Here is a 17637-nt window from a genome sequence, read left to right as displayed (position 1 = left end):
TGGGTTTTTCAGATCAAATTTTAGTGAAGCTCAATAATTCATATAATCACATATATCATTAATGTAATAAATAAACTAATTTTTTAAAAATAATTTATATGGAAAATAAAATACTATTGACTTTTAAATTTCAAAAAAATTATCTCTCTAAAAAAATATTGATCGCCGTTGCGCTCTTAATTTAGCAAAAATAACGCCTATCATTTAGATTAAATAATTTTAAGGGTTAGGAATAAAAGTAGACAATATATATCGTAGAGCATTTTACCTAATAGTAGCTTGTCATACTATAATAAATGGTATGAACGCTCCTAATAAGAGACTGGACAGTAATATGAATAAAAAAATATCGCTAAACGATCTAAAGCCAAAGGCAAAAGCGCCCTCTTATCAGATGGTACACAATCAGTTTATGGGCTTACTTAACCAAAGTAAGTATGAGCAAGGTCTAGCACTGCTTCATTCTCATTTACCACGCTTCCCTAATAATACAGCACTATTAAATAATATCGCTTTATGTCAGCTCAAATTAAAACAATATCAAAAGGCGTATGATGGTTATCAACAGTCGCTAAACATAACATCAGATCTGGCAGCCGATACCAACGTCTATGACGGGCTATGCGAGGTCTGCCATTATTTAGATAAAACGGATGAGCAACAACATTTTGGAAAGCTTGCCATTCAAACTAAAGCCAATCTCGTCAAAAGCGTTAAGAAACCAGCTGTTTTTTCAGAGCCGCCGCCACCTTTTGTGACCGCTGTTAATCATGACAATCGACTCGAGAATGTTATCTCTTTCTCGCTATTTGGAGACAGTCCTCGTTACTGCGAGACCGCCATCCTGAATGTTCATTGGGCAAACTTACTCTATCCAGAATGGATTTGCCGCTTTTATGTTGATGATTCGGTTCCTACTCATGTGCTCAAACGCCTTGAAGACAATGGCGCACAAGTCATCATCGTCAGTGCTGCTACCAAGTCCAAAATGTCCGGGTTGTTCTGGCGGTTTTTGGTGATCGACGACCCTACGGTTAAGCGCTTCATCATTCGTGATGCGGATTCGTTAGTCTCGTATAAGGAGCGTGCGGCAGTGGCAGAGTGGACACAAAGCGGACAATGGTTCCATACTATGCGCGACTATTTCTCGCATACTGAGCTTATCTTAGCGGGTATGTGGGGCGGTAGTCATGGTGCTATCACTAACATTGAACAGATGATCGTTGACTTTTTAGACAATTATAAGAAAAGTACGAATCGCGTCCTTGATCAGCATTTTTTGCGTTATGAGATTTATCCAATCATTGTACATAGTGTCTTGATGCACGACAGCCAAGGGTTTCAGAACAACGCCACCCCTATGCCACAGCCGACAGAAAAAACGTCACACGAAGAGCATCCGAAGTTTCATATCGGACGCAATATCGCTACCCAAGGCATCAAGATTACGATCAATAAAAAAAACGTCAGTCACCTTAAATGGATACTGACCACCAACACTGATGTGCTGATTTGTCAGTATCTATTACCCATAAAAGATGAAAACGCTATCAGCGTCTCTTTACCCGATGCTTATATTGAAAAAATAAAAACCAAAGACTATAGCGTTAAAGTAAGCTTTACGGATAAATAATATTGGGTTTTTGATTTTTGGCTTTCAGACTTTATAAATAAAAGCGCTCACTAAATAACCCAGTCATGCTTTATGATTCTTTAGTGAGTGCTATTCCCTGACTATCTATGATCTTTCTTCGCTAAAAATATTTATGGGCTTTTATACTCGAAGATGCCTATTCATTATTTGGCTGATTTGACTCAATATAGCTTTCAGCGCTGTCTTTTCGTTGCTGCCTGGCCTCTATTTTTTGTTGATTCCGTTTTTTGACTTCGTTAATCGCATCACTAAGTCTATCATTAGCGTCGTCAACTTCAGACTTCATTTTTTGATAGTCTTTATCTATCTCAACCCCTGTGTTTTGGATCGGTACATCCCTAGCCAGTAAGCCAGCATTTTTGATCGTGGTTTCTGCGGTCTCGTCTGTGTTCGCTATTATTATATTATCTTCCATTAGTACTACTTTTGCGGTGCTATTATTTTGGCCCAGCGTCTGTCTTACTACCGCTTTAGAATTTTTAGTCGATGTAGAACGATCATCAATATCCACCTTAGCATTAGAGGTTTGATTATCGACCGCTATTGGCGTGATCTGACTAGAAGTCTCTAAAGATCTTTGCGATTCTTTATTATCTTTGATTGATACTTTAGCATCGTCCAAAATTGCTATATAAGACTGCGTTTTTAATGGTGGATATGCGTCAGATTGAACGGGCATAGTTATTTGCTCAGTCACATTCTCCTTACTGATAGCCCTCTCATTGGTGTTGTCATCGAAATTCAGATAAAAAATAAAGAAAGCACCGACGTGCAGTAATATAGCCAACAATACTGCAACCAACAACTTTTCCTGAGGTTTAGTCATCATTCAAGTTACCTTAGGTTCTATGTCACTTATTATGCGTATTAAAGTTTACGGCAGCAACTACCCCTTTCGATATATTGTAGTCAAAAAAAGCGCCTCCATGATGGAGGCGCTTTTTTAATCAATATCTAATGAGAGGGTATTAGATAATATTGACATTAGGATCGATATAGATCTGTGTCGATGCATCATTACCTGACTGCCATACATCATACACTTCACCACCTGAGGTCGTCTGTTCAACCGTAGACCAGCTATCACCTGCTAGATCAACGGTGTCATCACTATCCCCTTTAACATAGATAGCAGAATCAATATCTTCCGCTGCTACATGTAAGGTATTAGCGCCAGTACCACTAATGTCGATCATCTCAGGCTGCATAATATCAGCTAAGCTAATGACTTGATCTGCACTTTCAAAGCTTAGGATATTGAGTCCTTCATTTGAAGTTGTTAGTGACGTATCAGGAAGATCGATAGTATCATCAGCCAGTGTAAAGCTGTCCGCAGACATCGCAAACGCAGCTACTGGAGCCGGAGCTGGCCAATCACTGGTTATGTTTACGGTAAGCGTTGCCGTATCAGTATTATTAAAATCATCAACTATCGTATACTCAAACTGATCTACTTGATTGATAACATTAACATTACCATCAGGCGTATAGAAATACGAACCGTCTGGTTTGATCGTAAGCGTACCGAAGTCACCGTCTATGACGGTGGCACCAGTAATAACTGTACCATCTACATCTGAAACACGAGTAGATGGATTTACCTCGTCATTGTCACTGATCACATTGCCAACAGCCGCTTGCGAACCATAAGTACCTGGTACATCTGGATCAACCTCAGTCACGATGGCTGTTATCGTATGATTTGGCAATACTCCAAGAAGTCCACCAGCTCTACCATTAATACGATAGTTACCTGCTTCTAAACCATCTATCGAGAAGCGTGTAGCATCACCAAGGATACCAACAACGTCAATCAAGCCACCATTTGAAGAGCTATCGAGAGTTTCCCAAGTATTATCAGCTCTCTGCTTCTGTAGAGTAACCGTAGCACTGTTAAGAACACTTACTAGTCCACCTGCCGTTATAGCAATCTCAGCAGAACCTATGTTGCCTGCAGCAATGTTAAACGAAACTCTCGTATTCGTGAAACCAACGAATGCTGTGTCAGAATCTTGAAGATTCTCGACAGTAGTCAAAGGCTCAACGATCAACGTAGTGCTTGCTACATCATCCACTGCATCAATTTGACTTTGGATATTCACAGTAAGCGTTGCGCTGTCTCTGCTACCAGTAATCGGATCAACGATGGTGTATGCGAACTCGTCCATCTGTCCGATCTCAGCAGCATTTGAGTTTGGCGTATAAGTATATGCACCATTAGCATCTATGACTAACGTACCATGGTCACCTATGATAGTAGTGTTACCAGTAGCATTAACTGGCTGGCCATTAACCTCTGTGACTATGGTCGATGGCGTTGCAACGTCATTGTCATCAATGACATTACCAGTGGCAGCTTCCGTAGTGATCGTACCCGTACCCACTGCTGATGGATCAGTCTCAGTGATGGTTGCCCTGATAGTACCAGATTCTAGCACACCAACTAATCCACCAACATTACCGTTGATACGGTATTCACCCGCTGGGAGACCATCTATCCTAAAGCCTGCTCCTTCACCAAAGAGACCAAGTGCGTTGATCAAACCAATATTACTAGAATTGGCGACGTCAACGTAGTTACCACTAGCATCTTTTACTTGCAGAACCAAGCTACTTCTATCGACAATTTCAGCTAAACCACCTCCAGACAAGGTAATTACCGCCGTACCTGTACTGCCTTCAGCGATATCAAAACTAACTGTAGGTCTAGCATTACCTATGCCTAACACGTTTATGAGTGAGAAAGCTGTGTTTTGTAGGTTCTCAGTAGTCGTCACGGGCGTAGTAGTTGGCTCAAAGATAATTTCTGCTGTATCGATATCATTGATCGCATCTACCAGACTCACAGCATAAGGTCTATTGGCTGTCGCTGGAGCACCTGTGTTACCCGCAGCATCAGTCGGGGTAACGCTTACGTCGATCACTTGATCCGCATCAGCCACTAATGCACTGCCTGGGACGTCAACACTATAAGTGCCATTCGCTTCGACGGTGTTCGTGTAGTCAACATCGTTGACGGTGACAGTCACAACGTCGCCTTCTTGGAACTCACCAGTAACAGTACCGGTCACAGGGACAGTTGCACCTGCTTCAACCGTATTGATGATGTTGTCGGCTGTTACAGCGTCAACGGTAATAAAGGCTACTGCAGTAGTGTCAACCGCATACTCTTTGGTGGTGTCAGCAGTACCTGTGTTACCCGCAGCATCAGTCGATGCAACGTTAACTTCGATCACTTGATCCGCATCAGCCACTAATGCACTGCCTGGGACGTCAACACTATAAGTGCCATCCGCTTCAACGGTGCTCGTGTAGTCAACATCGTTGACAGTGACAGTCACAACGTCGCCTTCTTGGAACTCACCAGTAACAGTACCAGTCACAGGGACGGTTGCACCGGCTTCAGCCGCGTTGATGACGTTGTCAGCCGTTAGGTCGTCAACAGTCACAGCGATTGCTGGAGCGGCCACATCGACGGTGTAGTCTTTGGTGGTGTCAGCAGTACCTGTGTTACCCGCAGCATCAGTCGATGCAACGTTAACTTCGATCACTTGATCCGCATCAGCCACTAATGCACTGCCTGGGACGTCAACACTATAAGTGCCATCCGCTTCAACGGTGCTCGTGTAGTCAACATCGTTGACAGTGACAGTCACAACGTCGCCTTCTTGGAACTCACCAGTAACAGTACCAGTCACAGGGACGGTTGCACCGGCTTCAGCCGCGTTGATGACGTTGTCAGCCGTTAGGTCGTCAACAGTCACAGCGATTGCTGGAGCGGCCGTATCAACAGTAATTACTGCGTTGACAGGTTCACTAGTGCCATTATCATTGCTAGCAGTAGCAGTGAGAGTTTCTAGGCCTTGACCCATAGCACTAATATCAGCTTGGTCAACAAGAATGCTCCAGTTACCGTCGACATCAACGATACCAGTACCAATGATGTTATCACTACCATCAGTTAATGTGATGTTATCGCCAGGAGTGCCTGTACCTGTCACATTGAAGCCATCTTCAGCTTCTTGATCGTTAACGATGTCGTCACCAGCGATTGGGCTATCGATAGTTGGCGCATCAGCATCGGCATCAGCATCGGCGTCAGCATCGGCATCGGCATCAGCATCAGCATCGGCATCGGCATCGGCATCAGCATCAGCATCAGCATCAGCATCAGCATCAGCATCAGCATCGGCGTCAGCGTCAGCATCAGCATCAGCATCAGCATCAGCATCAGCATCAGCATCAGCATCAGCATCAGCATCGGCATCGGCATCAGCATCAGCATCGGCATCGGCGTCAGCATCAGCATCAGCATCAGCATCGGCATCAGCATCGGCGTCAGCATCAGCATCGGCATCAGCATCGGCATCAGCATCGGCATCAGCATCGGCATCGGCATCAGCATCGGCATCAGCATCAGCATCGGCATCAGCATCGGCATCGGCATCAGCATCGGCGTCAGCATCAGCATCGGCGTCAGCATCAGCATCGGCATCAGCATCGGCATCAGCATCAGCATCGGCATCGGCATCAGCATCGGCATCAGCATCAGCATCGGCATCAGCATCGGCATCGGCATCGGCATCGGCGTCAGCATCAGCATCGGCGTCAGCATCAGCATCAGCATCGGCATCGGCATCGGCATCAGCATCGGCGTCAGCATCAGCATCAGCATCAGCATCGGCGTCAGCATCAGCATCAGCATCAGCATCGGCATCGGCATCAGCATCAGCATCAGCATCAGCATCGGCATCAGCATCGGCATCAGCATCGGCATCAGCATCAGCATCAGCATCAGCATCAGCATCAGCATCAGCATCGGCGTCAGCATCAGCATCAGCATCAGCATCGGCATCGGCATCAGCATCGGCGTCAGCATCAGCATCGGCATCAGCATCGGCATCAGCATCGGCATCAGCATCGGCATCGGCGTCAGCATCAGCATCGGCATCGGCATCGGCATCGGCGTCAGCATCAGCATCAGCATCAGCATCAGCATCAGCATCAGCATCAGCATCAGCATCGGCATCAGCATCAGCATCAGCATCAGCATCAGCATCAGCATCGGCATCGGCGTCAGCATCAGCATCGGCGTCAGCATCAGCATCAGCATCGGCATCAGCATCGGCATCGGCATCATCGCCAAGCGCAACTGTTGTACTAGGAGCACTCTCATTACCAGTAGGATCGGTCGCCGTCGCGGTGACCGTTTCACCATCAGTTAATGGGTCACCACTCGTGTCAACCGTGTAGTCACCATTTGCATCTACTGTTGTGGTGTACTCAGGAACGCCATCGCCATTGGTATCAATCTCAATGGTGGCACCCGGCTCACCAGTACCAGTGATTTCAGTACCGTCTGGATTAACTGTAACGACTGGGGCATCAGGTGCCACAGTGTCAACCGTTACAACTGCAGTAGTTGGTGCACTGACGTTACCTGAAGGATCGGTCGCCGTTGCGGTGATGGTCTCAGACCCTTCACCCATGGCATCCACGTCAGCTTGATCGACTGGAACACTCCAAGTACCGTCAGGGTTCACAATACCGGTACCAATAACATTACCACTGCCATCAGTTAGGGTGATGGTGGCACCCGGCTCACCAGTACCAGTAATAACAAAGCCCTCTGTGGCTTCGTCATTATTAATCGCATCATCACCAGCAATTGGGGTGTTGATCGTTGGCGCATCAGGAGCAGTAGTGTCAATGCCGGGCGCAACTGTTGTACTAGGAGCACTCTCATTACCAGTAGGATCGGTCGCCGTCGCGGTGACCGTTTCACCATCAGTTAATGGGTCACCACTCGTGTCAACCGTGTAGTCACCATTTGCATCTACTGTTGTGGTGTACTCAGGAACGCCATCGCCATTGGTATCAATCTCAATGGTGGCACCCGGCTCACCAGTACCAGTGATTTCAGTACCGTCTGGATTAACTGTAACGACTGGGGCATCAGGTGCCACAGTGTCAACCGTTACAACTGCAGTAGTTGGTGCACTGACGTTACCTGAAGGATCGGTCGCCGTTGCGGTGATGGTCTCAGACCCTTCACCCATGGCATCCACGTCAGCTTGATCGACTGGAACACTCCAAGTACCGTCAGGGTTCACAATACCGGTACCAATAACATTACCACTGCCATCAGTTAGGGTGATGGTGGCACCCGGCTCACCAGTACCAGTAATAACAAAGCCCTCTGTGGCTTCGTCATTATTAATCGCATCATCACCAGCAATTGGGGTGTTGATCGTTGGCGCATCAGGAGCAGTAGTGTCAATGCCGGGCGCAACTGTTGTACTAGGAGCACTCTCATTACCAGTAGGATCGGTCGCCGTCGCGGTAACCGTTTCACCATCAGTTAATGGGTCACCACTCGTGTCAACCGTGTAGTCACCATTTGCATCTACTGTTGTGGTGTACTCAGGAACGCCATCGCCATTGGTATCAATCTCAATGGTGGCACCCGGCTCACCAGTACCAGTGATTTCAGTACCGTCTGGATTAACTGTAACGACTGGGGCATCAGGTGCCACAGTGTCAACCGTTACAACTGCAGTAGTTGGTGCACTGACGTTACCTGAAGGATCGGTCGCCGTTGCGGTGATGGTCTCAGACCCTTCACCCATGGCATCCACGTCAGCTTGATCGACTGGAACACTCCAAGTACCGTCAGGGTTCACAATACCGGTACCAATAACATTACCACTGCCATCAGTTAGGGTGATGGTGGCACCCGGCTCACCAGTACCAGTAATAACAAAGCCCTCTGTGGCTTCGTCATTATTAATCGCATCATCACCAGCAATTGGGGTGTTGATCGTTGGCGCATCAGGAGCAGTAGTGTCTCGATTCTTATCATTGTCATTAGCAAGTGCTGCAGCTGCTAGACCAACACCTGCTAGACCAACTAGCCACGGAATTGGATTAAAGCTGTCTGTAGCACCAACCCACCACGGTGAGCTTTGTGCTTGACCACCAAGCGCTTGGCCTTCGATGTCGCCTGCTTGTAATTCGGTAACATAATCTGCTACCTCACCGGTATCTGGCACATAATAGTAGTAACTACCGTCTTCGGCTAGACCAATAAGAGCGCTATCCGCGCTATCATAGAATCCTTCGATAATAAGATCAGGGTTACTACTATCTTCTTCAAATGAGATTTGTAGATCTTTACCTACTCGTTTAGTCACAATATGATCGGGCGCTCGACCAGTATTTTGATCAACAAGCTCATAATTCACTTTATTTATGGCTTTAATAATGGTGGGTGTGCCATCTTGCGTAATGACAGTGTTTTCGGCAACGGTACTAACTTTGTCGTTAGCTTTTACTATGATGGTATTCATAGATTTATCCTTAGGCTACTGATTTTTAATAAGGTTAAGGTACGTATAGTTTTACTAACAAATCTATTGTTCTGATACCACGGTGGCAACAACACGGCGATTGTTTTGACGTCCTTGATCGGTGTTATTTGTATCGACAGGAAGTGATTCGCCATAGCCCATAGGGGTAAGCTTCATACTATCAACGCCATATTTATTGACTAGGATATTTTTGGCAGTATCAGCACGTGCTTTTGAAAGTTTATTGTTGTAAACATCGCTTCCTTTACTATCTGTATGACCTTCTAAGACGATATTATTGGTAGTACGACGAGTTTTGATAAAGTCAGCCATTAAGCCTAATTCAGAAGCAGTCTCAGATGTAATATTGGTGCTATCAAAATCGAATAGCACTGTAAATTGTCGCTCGTTTCTTATAGGTAAATTCTGAGTAGGCGGCTGTACTGGAATTATTACAGTTGGAGGTATAACGACTGGTTTAGGTACACTGCATTCTATAAATACACGACTGATCTGATGCGTTTGACGTGTACTTTGATTTAGTGTGGACATAGCTCGATTTGGAGAAACTTGCTGAACTACTGGGGTCCCGGTTGCTGATAGACTAACTTGCAAGTAGGTAGTAGTTTGTGGCATGAAGCTAAATTGTTTTGATTGAGCCATTACTTGACCATTCATGGCATTCATATTTTGAGCAGTAACTATCTGTGAGTCATTACAGATTACGACCTCAGAGTAATGATTATTATCTAAGCTCACTTGAAAGAGATTGTCAGCACCAACGCCTACTACGATAGGGCCTGCTTGAACATTACTATCATCTTGACGCAAAAAGACGATTCGACTTTCATTAGCTTTCAGCATCATATCGTTTGGTTGTTGAAATACCTCACCGCTCTTTTGCCACATTGCTTTATTCATTGGACTATCATTAGCAGATGCTAAATTGCTTGTCATTGTTTGGCAACCCGTTAAACTCATTGCCACCGCCAAAGCTGTCGATAATAAAACTTTACTATTCATGTCATTCTCTCTCAGAAAAAATTTAAACCGGTTTCAAAAAATTATTTACATAGCCACTAGCTTAGATACTGTTATATATTCCTTTTCATACTAGTTTTTTACTCTTTTTTTATACAAAGAATCATCTCCAATATACATCAAATAGAATATAACAAAAGTCGTACAATTTACAATAGATTAATAATCTTTATTTAACAAAATTATTATTTTTATAATCAAAAATAGTGAAATTTCTTAAACACTTTAAACAAACCATATCTGGAATTAATACCATTAAAAACTATTTGCTCAATCTTAGAATGAGCTATGCTGAAGAAACCGTACAACTAAACTTGGTAAACTAAGCACAATTATAGGAGTTTACCATGACCAAGAAATTAAGAACCTACAGTAACGAATTTAAAGCTGAAGCTGTCAAGAAGATAGCAGATAATAATGGCAATATCTCAGCTACTGCAAAGCAGTTAGGTATTGCCATGCAAACGCTATCAAACTGGCATAACAAAGCCAATCAAGGCAAGCTTGTTGGCACAGAGCAATATGATCCTGACCTTATGAGTGCTCTTCAAGAAATAAAGCAGCTCAAGCGTCAGCTCAAAGTGGCTGAAGAGGAGCGCGAGATTCTAAAAAAGGCGACCGCGTACTTCGCGAAAAACAGCCCGTAAAGTACGCTTTTATCAAAGACAATCGTCAGATATTTAGCACCACTACTATGTGCCGTGTATTAAGCGTTAAGCCCTCAAGCTACTACGATTGGCTAAGTCGTGACATCAGCGAACAGCAGGTACACCGCAATCAGTGCGAGCTACTAGTTAAAGCCGCTCACAGTGAAATGAAAGAACGTTATGGCGTAGATCGATTGCATGCTCATCTAAGCAAACAAGGCCACAACATTAGCCTGTATATGGTAAGAAGCATCAAAGAGGAACACGGCATCAAATGCCGTCGTCATAAGCGCTTTAAAGTCACTACTGACTCAAACCACAACAAGCTGGTCTATGACAATGTTTTAGATCAGAGGTTTGACGCTAAGCGTCCTAACGAAGCATGGGTCAGCGACATTACCTATATCTGGACTGCTGAGGGCTGGTTATATTTAGCTGGAGTGAAAGATTTATACACCAAAGAGCTTGTCGGCTACGCTATCAATAAGCGCATGACCGCTGATTTAGTATGCCGTGCACTCAATATGGCCATCAAGAACAAACGACCTACTCAAGGACTGATTGTTCATTCAGATAGAGGTAGCCAATATTGTAGCCATGCGTACCATAAGATTATCGAGCAGCATAAGTTTACAGGCTCAATGAGCGCTAAAGGTAATTGCTTCGACAATGCTCCAATAGAAAGCTTCTGGGGCGTATTAAAGAATGAATTAGTATATCACCAAGACTATAAAACAAGATTTGCAGCGATCAACGATATTATTGGCTATATTGAGCTGTACTACAACCAAACGAGGATTCAAAAGGGCTCGAGCTATAAATCGCCAAGACAGGTGTGGTTTGATTATTATCGTCAGACTGCGTAACTAAAATCTCCCAAGTTTATGTATACGGATTTGACGGCAGGGGTCAATCTTGGTCGCTTTACTTTGATATGGTAAGACTGTCAAATTTAGGGGACTGTAATCAAACACTGGTGTAAATTTTATAAGTATGCTCCAAGGGAACCAGCTATTTAACCCTTTGAACCTATTAATAGACTACTTAAAACAGACTGGTATAATGGAACCAATTATACCAGTCTGCTGAACTAACTCTTAATGTATCCAAAGTCATCGTACCTTGCATCATACTCTTTTTATTACATCGTCTACTTTTTACATGCGTTTTAGTATTTTGTAGTAGTCATTACCCTGTTTAAGTGTTTGCGCTGACATACTATAAAAGTGCTAAGCACTAGTATGCTTCTATCCTACGTGACAACCTCCAAATTACTGACTAAATCATGACTGCTAACAACGTTTTGAACGTCAATAAAGGTACTTTTGCCTAACGCACCAAGGTTGTAGTTTGCAAACTCATGATATAAATTAACCACATCACCCATAATCAATAGCGCAGGTGTTGGTAATTTTGCCTCAGCTTGCTGCTCGGCAATACTGCCAAGTGTACCGATAAGAAGCTGCTGCGTTGGCAAACTGGCATGACTAATCACAGCAAAAGGTGTATTACTGTCGCGCCCTGCGGCAATTAGCCCTTGAGTCATCTCATCTAGTCGATTCAACCCCATATAAAAGACAACCGTTTGCGTACTGTCTAAGAGTTCATCGTAGTCATTATTAGGTGCGCCCAACTTTTTGCAAGCGGTCACAAATTTGACGGCTTGCGCATGATCACGGTGTGTCAAGGGAATACCTGCTCTACTTGCGGCCGCACTAGCAGCAGTGATACCAGGAATAGATTCAAAATGAATACCATGACGCACCACTTCTTGCAGCTCCTCTCCGCCGCGTCCAAATATAAAGGGGTCGCCACCTTTGAGCCTAACGACCGTTTTGCCTGCTAGCGCGTGTTTGACCAGTAGCTCATTGATACCTTCTTGTGGTAGTGCGTGATTGGCACGGCGCTTACCGACAAATATCTTCTCTGCCGTCAGCGCACACATATCTAAGATATCCTCTGAAACTAAACTATCATAGAGCACGACCTCTGCTTTTTGCATTACTCGTAATGCTTTTAACGTGAGTAGCTCAGGATCGCCAGAACCTGCACCAACCAAATGTACCGTGCCCGTTTTCACATTTTTTTCTATAACTGATGGCTCATCGCTCACTCTAATATAACAATTTATATTGGGTAAATTTTGTGAAGTTAATGCGGCAATAAAGGTAGATGAATCAGTCATGGTAATAACTCCTAATAACACTGTTAATAACGCGCAACTCTGCACCTAACAATGGCATACCTAAGAAAAGAAGAGCATATAAAATACGCTGCAAGCCCTATGCCATATTAACGATCAAACTTTGCAACAAGCACTACTTAAGACGCATACCTATCGATCAAGGCATTAATTTGACTCACACATGAACCGCAGTTAGTCCCTGCTCGACATGCCTTTCCAACCGCGTGGGCACTCATACACTGCTGCTTGGTAATTGTTTCGATAATAATATTCTCTCCAACAGCCATACATGAACATACTAATGCACCTGGATCAACATACCCTGTCGCTGGACGACCTGCCAGCAACCACTTATAGCGTTGATTCTCTGGTATCGCATCAGTACTGGCAAAGCAATTGTTAAGCCAATGCATACTGGGTAGCTGCGCCACTTGCGGCGCAAAACAAATGCTGAGCAGTAGCTGATCGCTTGGTATGTCAGACTTTGACGTACTAATCGATGCCCGATCTATCACTTTAGTATTTGCCTCTACCTGCGTCGAGACGAAGCGAAGCTGCTTTGCTTGCTTGCTGCAAGTAAAGGCACTATTGATCGATTTATCGGTGAGAGATGCTTGATAGGTATTGATAAAGTTTTGCCAGTACTTAGGGTCAAGCAGTTTACTGATGACTTTGTCTACAGGACTGGCTAAAGTAATCAAGACGCTATTGGTTTGACGACTTAAACTCCATGTCAATGCGGGTAATGAGTTTGATCTTTCAGAAATTGTATTTGTATCAGAAGAAGGTATCAGCACTCCTTGATCCTCAGGCTCTTTCTCAAAATCCAATAAAGTTTCACGCAGATGCACTATCATGGTGTCTTGTAGATCAGGATGCACCAAAATCTTGCCATAAGTTTTCATCGGTACAGGCATCACGCTGATTGCAGAATTTTTTAATTCAGGCTGTCCTGAATGTGGATCAACGACTGTTGGGATCAGCGTACCTACGCGAGCAAAACGAGCAAAGGCGTTGCTCCAATGCATCGGCATAAAGGCATCGCCTGCACTCATACTGTCGCTGATGGCAACTTGGGCGAGCACCTGACTGTCTGTAGTGGTGCTCGCGACCGTACGCGGCGGCTGGCTATTTATTGATAAGTTTTTCTCATAGCAGGGACGTAGCTGTACATAATCGCCTTGGTCAACACCGAGCTGCTTGGCATCATTTGGATGTACGGTGAGTGTTGGTACAGACTCGTGTTGGTTGAGCTGCGGTGCAAGTCCTGTGCGCGTCATCGTATGCCATTGATCGCGAAGCCTACCTGTAATCAGCCGTAGGTCTAATGCTCCTGAGCTATTCTGATGAAACGTATGACTGCCGTTATTTTTTTTACTATGAGCGCTTTTCAAGCTCAATCGTTGCGTATGCCTATTGGGTATACTGGCGTGACTGGGAGGCGTAATGGCAATAAATTTCGTTTTGCTAGGTGTAATACGTGCGCCGCCCCACTGAAACGGTGTCATGACATCATATGCGTCATGACTGAAAGAGAATACGTTTTTATTTTGCTGCTTAAGATGGTTTGGGCTTTCCTCTATCGATGCTATCGCCCCTACTACCATTGGCGAAAGATCTTTTGCTAAATTAAGATGGCGCGGTTGATTGTTTTCTGATACATCTTGGCTGGTATCATTTCTATAAGCTGTCAGAGCGATATGCTCATTAAATATATCCCTAGGATGCTGATAATCAAACCCTGTCAAACCCATGCGTTTAGCGACTTGCGATAGTATCCACCAGTCAGGCTTTGCTTGTCCGAGTGCAGGCATTAACGCCCGCTGGCGCGAGATGCGGCGCTCCGAATTGGTCACTGTGCCTGATTTCTCCCCCCAACCCTGTGCAGGCAAAACAATATCTGCACACTTAACCGTATCGCTGTCGACGGAGCAGTCAGATACAATCACCAAATCACAGGTAGCCAATGCGCGGCGAAACTTATCAGCCTCAGGCAAGCTGACGACAGGGTTGGTCGCCATAATCCAGATGGCTTTGATACGGCCATCTAGTATGGCATCAGCAGCATCGCAAGCTTTTACCCCAACTTCTGCGGCAAGCGGTTGCGGCGCTTGCCAAAAATCAGCCACCAAATGACGATGCTGCTCGTTGTCTAGGTCTAGATGCGCGGCAAGCAGGTTAGCTAATGCACCGACTTCGCGCCCACCCATCGCATTTGGCTGACCGGTGAGTGAAAACGGACTTGCACCTACTCGGCCCACTCGCCCAGTATACAAGTGAGTATTGATAATGGCATTGACCTTGTCGGTACCACTTGCAGATTGGTTGACACCCATGCTAAATGCCGTGACGGTTTTATCATTTGCAGCGACCAGCGCATAAAACTCCTGTACCAGATCCGCACTGATACCACATGCCGTCGCCACTTTATCAATCGTCCATGTTTTTGCGGCCTCTAAGGCGGGCTTAACATCATGACACTGCTTAAGATAGTCTTTATCACCACAGCCTTCTTGCTCAAGATAATGCAGCAGTCCGTTATATAAGTGCGTATCCGTGCCAACAGCAACGGGCACGTGCAAATCGGCAAATTCACAAGAATCAGTACGACGCGGATCAATCACGATCAGCTTTTTATTAGGATCACGCTTTTTGGCGGCTAAAAACCGTCCGAATAAGATAGGATGACACCACGCCATATTGGATCCCACCAGCACCAATAAATCACAAGACTCTAAATCTTCATAATTACTAGGCACTAAGTCTGCACCAAAAGCACGCTTATGCCCTGCAACCGCTGAGGACATACAAAGACGCGAATTGGAATCGATATTATTATTACCAATAAAGCCTTTAATGAACTTATTGGCAACGTAGTAATCCTCAGTAAGCAGCTGCCCTGACACATAAAACATTACGCTGTCACGCCCGTGTATCGCGATAGTGTTATTCAAACGACTGGCAATATCATCCAATACTGCCTCCCACGCGGCAGGCTGCGTATCTGTCGGTTGTCCTTTTGCTATTGTTCGCTGTTTGTCTTGATAATAAGGCTGAGTCAACCTGCGTTCAGTGCCCAATGTTTGTGCCAATGCACTGCCTTTTGAGCAGAGTTTGCCGAAGTTTGCTGGATGATCAGGATCACCTGTCACGCTGACTACACCTGCCTCATCGATGTTTGCTAGTACGCCGCAGCCTACGCCGCAGTAAGGACAAGTGGTACGAATAGGACTGATCAAATCCTCAGTGTAAGTTGTAATGCGAGAGGACGGTACGACACTGAGGGCTTGATCGTCATTTAAGATGGTGCTGCTCATGAGGCCTCTCCTATTAGGTGTGCGTCACTTGGCACGGCAGATTCGGGCTCAGCTGCTTCTATTTTCCCTACATCGCAATAGGCTTCGCCAAAGATAAGGTCTTCTTTTATCGAGGATATGTCACTGCCATCAGTGATCAGCTGACTATAAAACCCGCTTTCACTCACATCACCGTATAGTACCGTGCCAATCAGTTTGCTTTCTTTAATGTAGAGACAAAGATAATGATCGAGGCTCGTTTGCTGATAAACCACGCGCTCTATCTGTGCCATTTCACTATCATCAAAAGCAATCTGACCTGCTGAAAAAGCGGCGATGCCAGATACTTTTAATTTTAAAGATAAAGGCTTGCTGATAAAGGGACGCCAGTGGTTTTTGTATTCGGTTATTCGTGAGTCACTACTAAGTCTCCTACTACTTGAGATGTGTGGCGCTTTTAGGACAGAAACCAAAGTATCCACCTGTTGGTTGACAGGGGCTACCATACCGAACAGCTCACCATCCAGTTCTATACACTCACCAATCGCATAGACATGAGGACAGCTTGTATGCATAAAGTTATCTACGAGGATACCTCGGTTAACCTCAAGTCCGCTTTGCTGGGCCAGTGTCGTATTGGGGATGACACCAACGGCCATGACAATAAAGTCTGCTGGCAGTGTGCGGCCATCCTTTAACAACAGACCATTAACCTCGTGTTGATCATTGACCGTAATACATTCTGTGTTGGCTAACACCTCCAGCTTGACACTTCGACTGAAGAGCTCTGCTTGTAGCAGATGAGCGGCGGGCATATCAAGCTGTCGGTTGAGAACATGACTATCGACATGAACCACTGTCATATCTGCCCCTTGAGACGCCAAAGCACAAGCGGCTTCCAGACCCAGCACCCCGCCACCAATGACAAGACCCTTTTTTGCTTGGCGCGCGTACTCCGTCAATACCTGCACATCAGCAATCTCTCGAAATACATGAACCCCCTTAGCATCATGATTGGCAAAAGGGATGACGCGAGCTTGTGAGCCAGTAGCAAGCACCAGCTCGGTATAATCCAGGGTTTGTCCATCACTCAATTTGACACGCTGCTTATTGGTTTCGATTGCATCTACCGACGTGCCAGCTAATACCGTGATACCCAATTGCTCATACTCTGCTAGCTCGTATAAATATGTCTCTTCAAAAACCGACTCTCCTGAGAGTACGGGTGACAGCATGATACGGTTGTAGCCCACTTGCGGTTCTTTGCTAATCAGCGTGATGGGTAAATGAGCTGCGCCTTTTTCTTGGCTGCTTTGCTGCTGAGCACGTGCCAGCTCAATGGCAAAACGACTGCCTGCCATCCCAGCGCCTATAATAACGATGCCCGCAGTAGTCTGACGTCTAGAAGAAGAAGCATTGGTAGAGAAAGCAGTATGGGTTGGTTCTGGTGAATCAAGTGACATAG

General features: G+C 45.1%; 8 protein-coding genes. 2 read left to right on the top strand and 6 right to left on the bottom strand.

Annotated features, from left to right (window positions below; translation table 11 throughout):
- The first annotated feature begins 334 nt into the window (after positions 1–334).
- Positions 335–1633: a tetratricopeptide repeat protein gene (locus tag PSBA01_RS09275; protein WP_186474060.1), complete on the top strand. Its 1299-nt coding sequence runs from the start codon at positions 335–337 to the stop codon at positions 1631–1633.
- A 157-nt stretch (positions 1634–1790) separates the two neighbouring features.
- On the opposite strand, the gene PSBA01_RS09270 is transcribed toward PSBA01_RS09275, so the two are convergent.
- The 3 genes from PSBA01_RS09270 to PSBA01_RS09260 all read right to left on the bottom strand — a co-directional run bounded on the left by PSBA01_RS09270 (position 1791) and on the right by PSBA01_RS09260 (position 10026).
- Positions 1791–2483 (bottom strand): hypothetical protein, encoded by a 693-nt coding sequence (locus PSBA01_RS09270; protein ID WP_186474059.1) that lies wholly within the window; start codon positions 2481–2483, stop codon positions 1791–1793.
- Positions 2484–2622: 139 nt separating this feature from the next.
- Positions 2623–9003, bottom strand: coding sequence for a BapA/Bap/LapF family large adhesin (locus PSBA01_RS09265; protein WP_186474058.1), 6381 nt, complete (start codon positions 9001–9003; stop codon positions 2623–2625).
- Positions 9004–9066: 63 nt separating this feature from the next.
- A complete protein-coding gene (locus tag PSBA01_RS09260) occupies positions 9067–10026 on the bottom strand; it encodes an OmpA family protein (protein ID WP_186474057.1) in 960 nt (319 codons plus the stop codon).
- Positions 10027–10391: 365 nt separating this feature from the next.
- On the opposite strand from PSBA01_RS09260, the gene PSBA01_RS09255 reads away from it, so the two are divergent.
- Positions 10392–11557 (top strand): IS3 family transposase gene (locus tag PSBA01_RS09255; RefSeq protein WP_186474055.1). Its coding sequence is split into 2 segments (ribosomal slippage): positions 10392–10650 and positions 10650–11557, totalling 1167 coding nucleotides; the frame shifts between segments, so codons are not numbered across the junction.
- Positions 11558–11943: 386 nt separating this feature from the next.
- Here PSBA01_RS09255 and cobA read toward each other — a convergent pair.
- From cobA to PSBA01_RS09240, 3 genes are all read right to left on the bottom strand, one after another.
- Positions 11944–12876 carry a uroporphyrinogen-III C-methyltransferase gene (gene cobA, locus PSBA01_RS09250; protein WP_186474053.1) on the bottom strand — a complete coding sequence of 311 codons (933 nt, stop codon included), beginning with the start codon at positions 12874–12876 and terminating at the stop codon, positions 11944–11946.
- 137 nt (positions 12877–13013) lie between these two features.
- Positions 13014–16193 (bottom strand): nitrate reductase, encoded by a 3180-nt coding sequence (locus tag PSBA01_RS09245; protein WP_186474051.1) that lies wholly within the window; start codon positions 16191–16193, stop codon positions 13014–13016.
- Positions 16190–17635 carry an NAD(P)/FAD-dependent oxidoreductase gene (locus PSBA01_RS09240; RefSeq protein ID WP_186474049.1) on the bottom strand — a complete coding sequence of 482 codons (1446 nt, stop codon included), beginning with the start codon at positions 17633–17635 and terminating at the stop codon, positions 16190–16192. The genes PSBA01_RS09245 and PSBA01_RS09240 overlap by 4 nt, the downstream gene beginning before the upstream one ends.
- Positions 17636–17637: the final 2 nt, after the last annotated feature.

The sequence above is a fragment of the Psychrobacter sp. KCTC 72983 genome (assembly GCF_014280455.1).
Classification (GTDB): Bacteria; Pseudomonadota; Gammaproteobacteria; order Pseudomonadales; family Moraxellaceae; genus Psychrobacter; species Psychrobacter pacificensis.
This window is presented reverse-complemented; position numbering and strand designations above follow the sequence as displayed.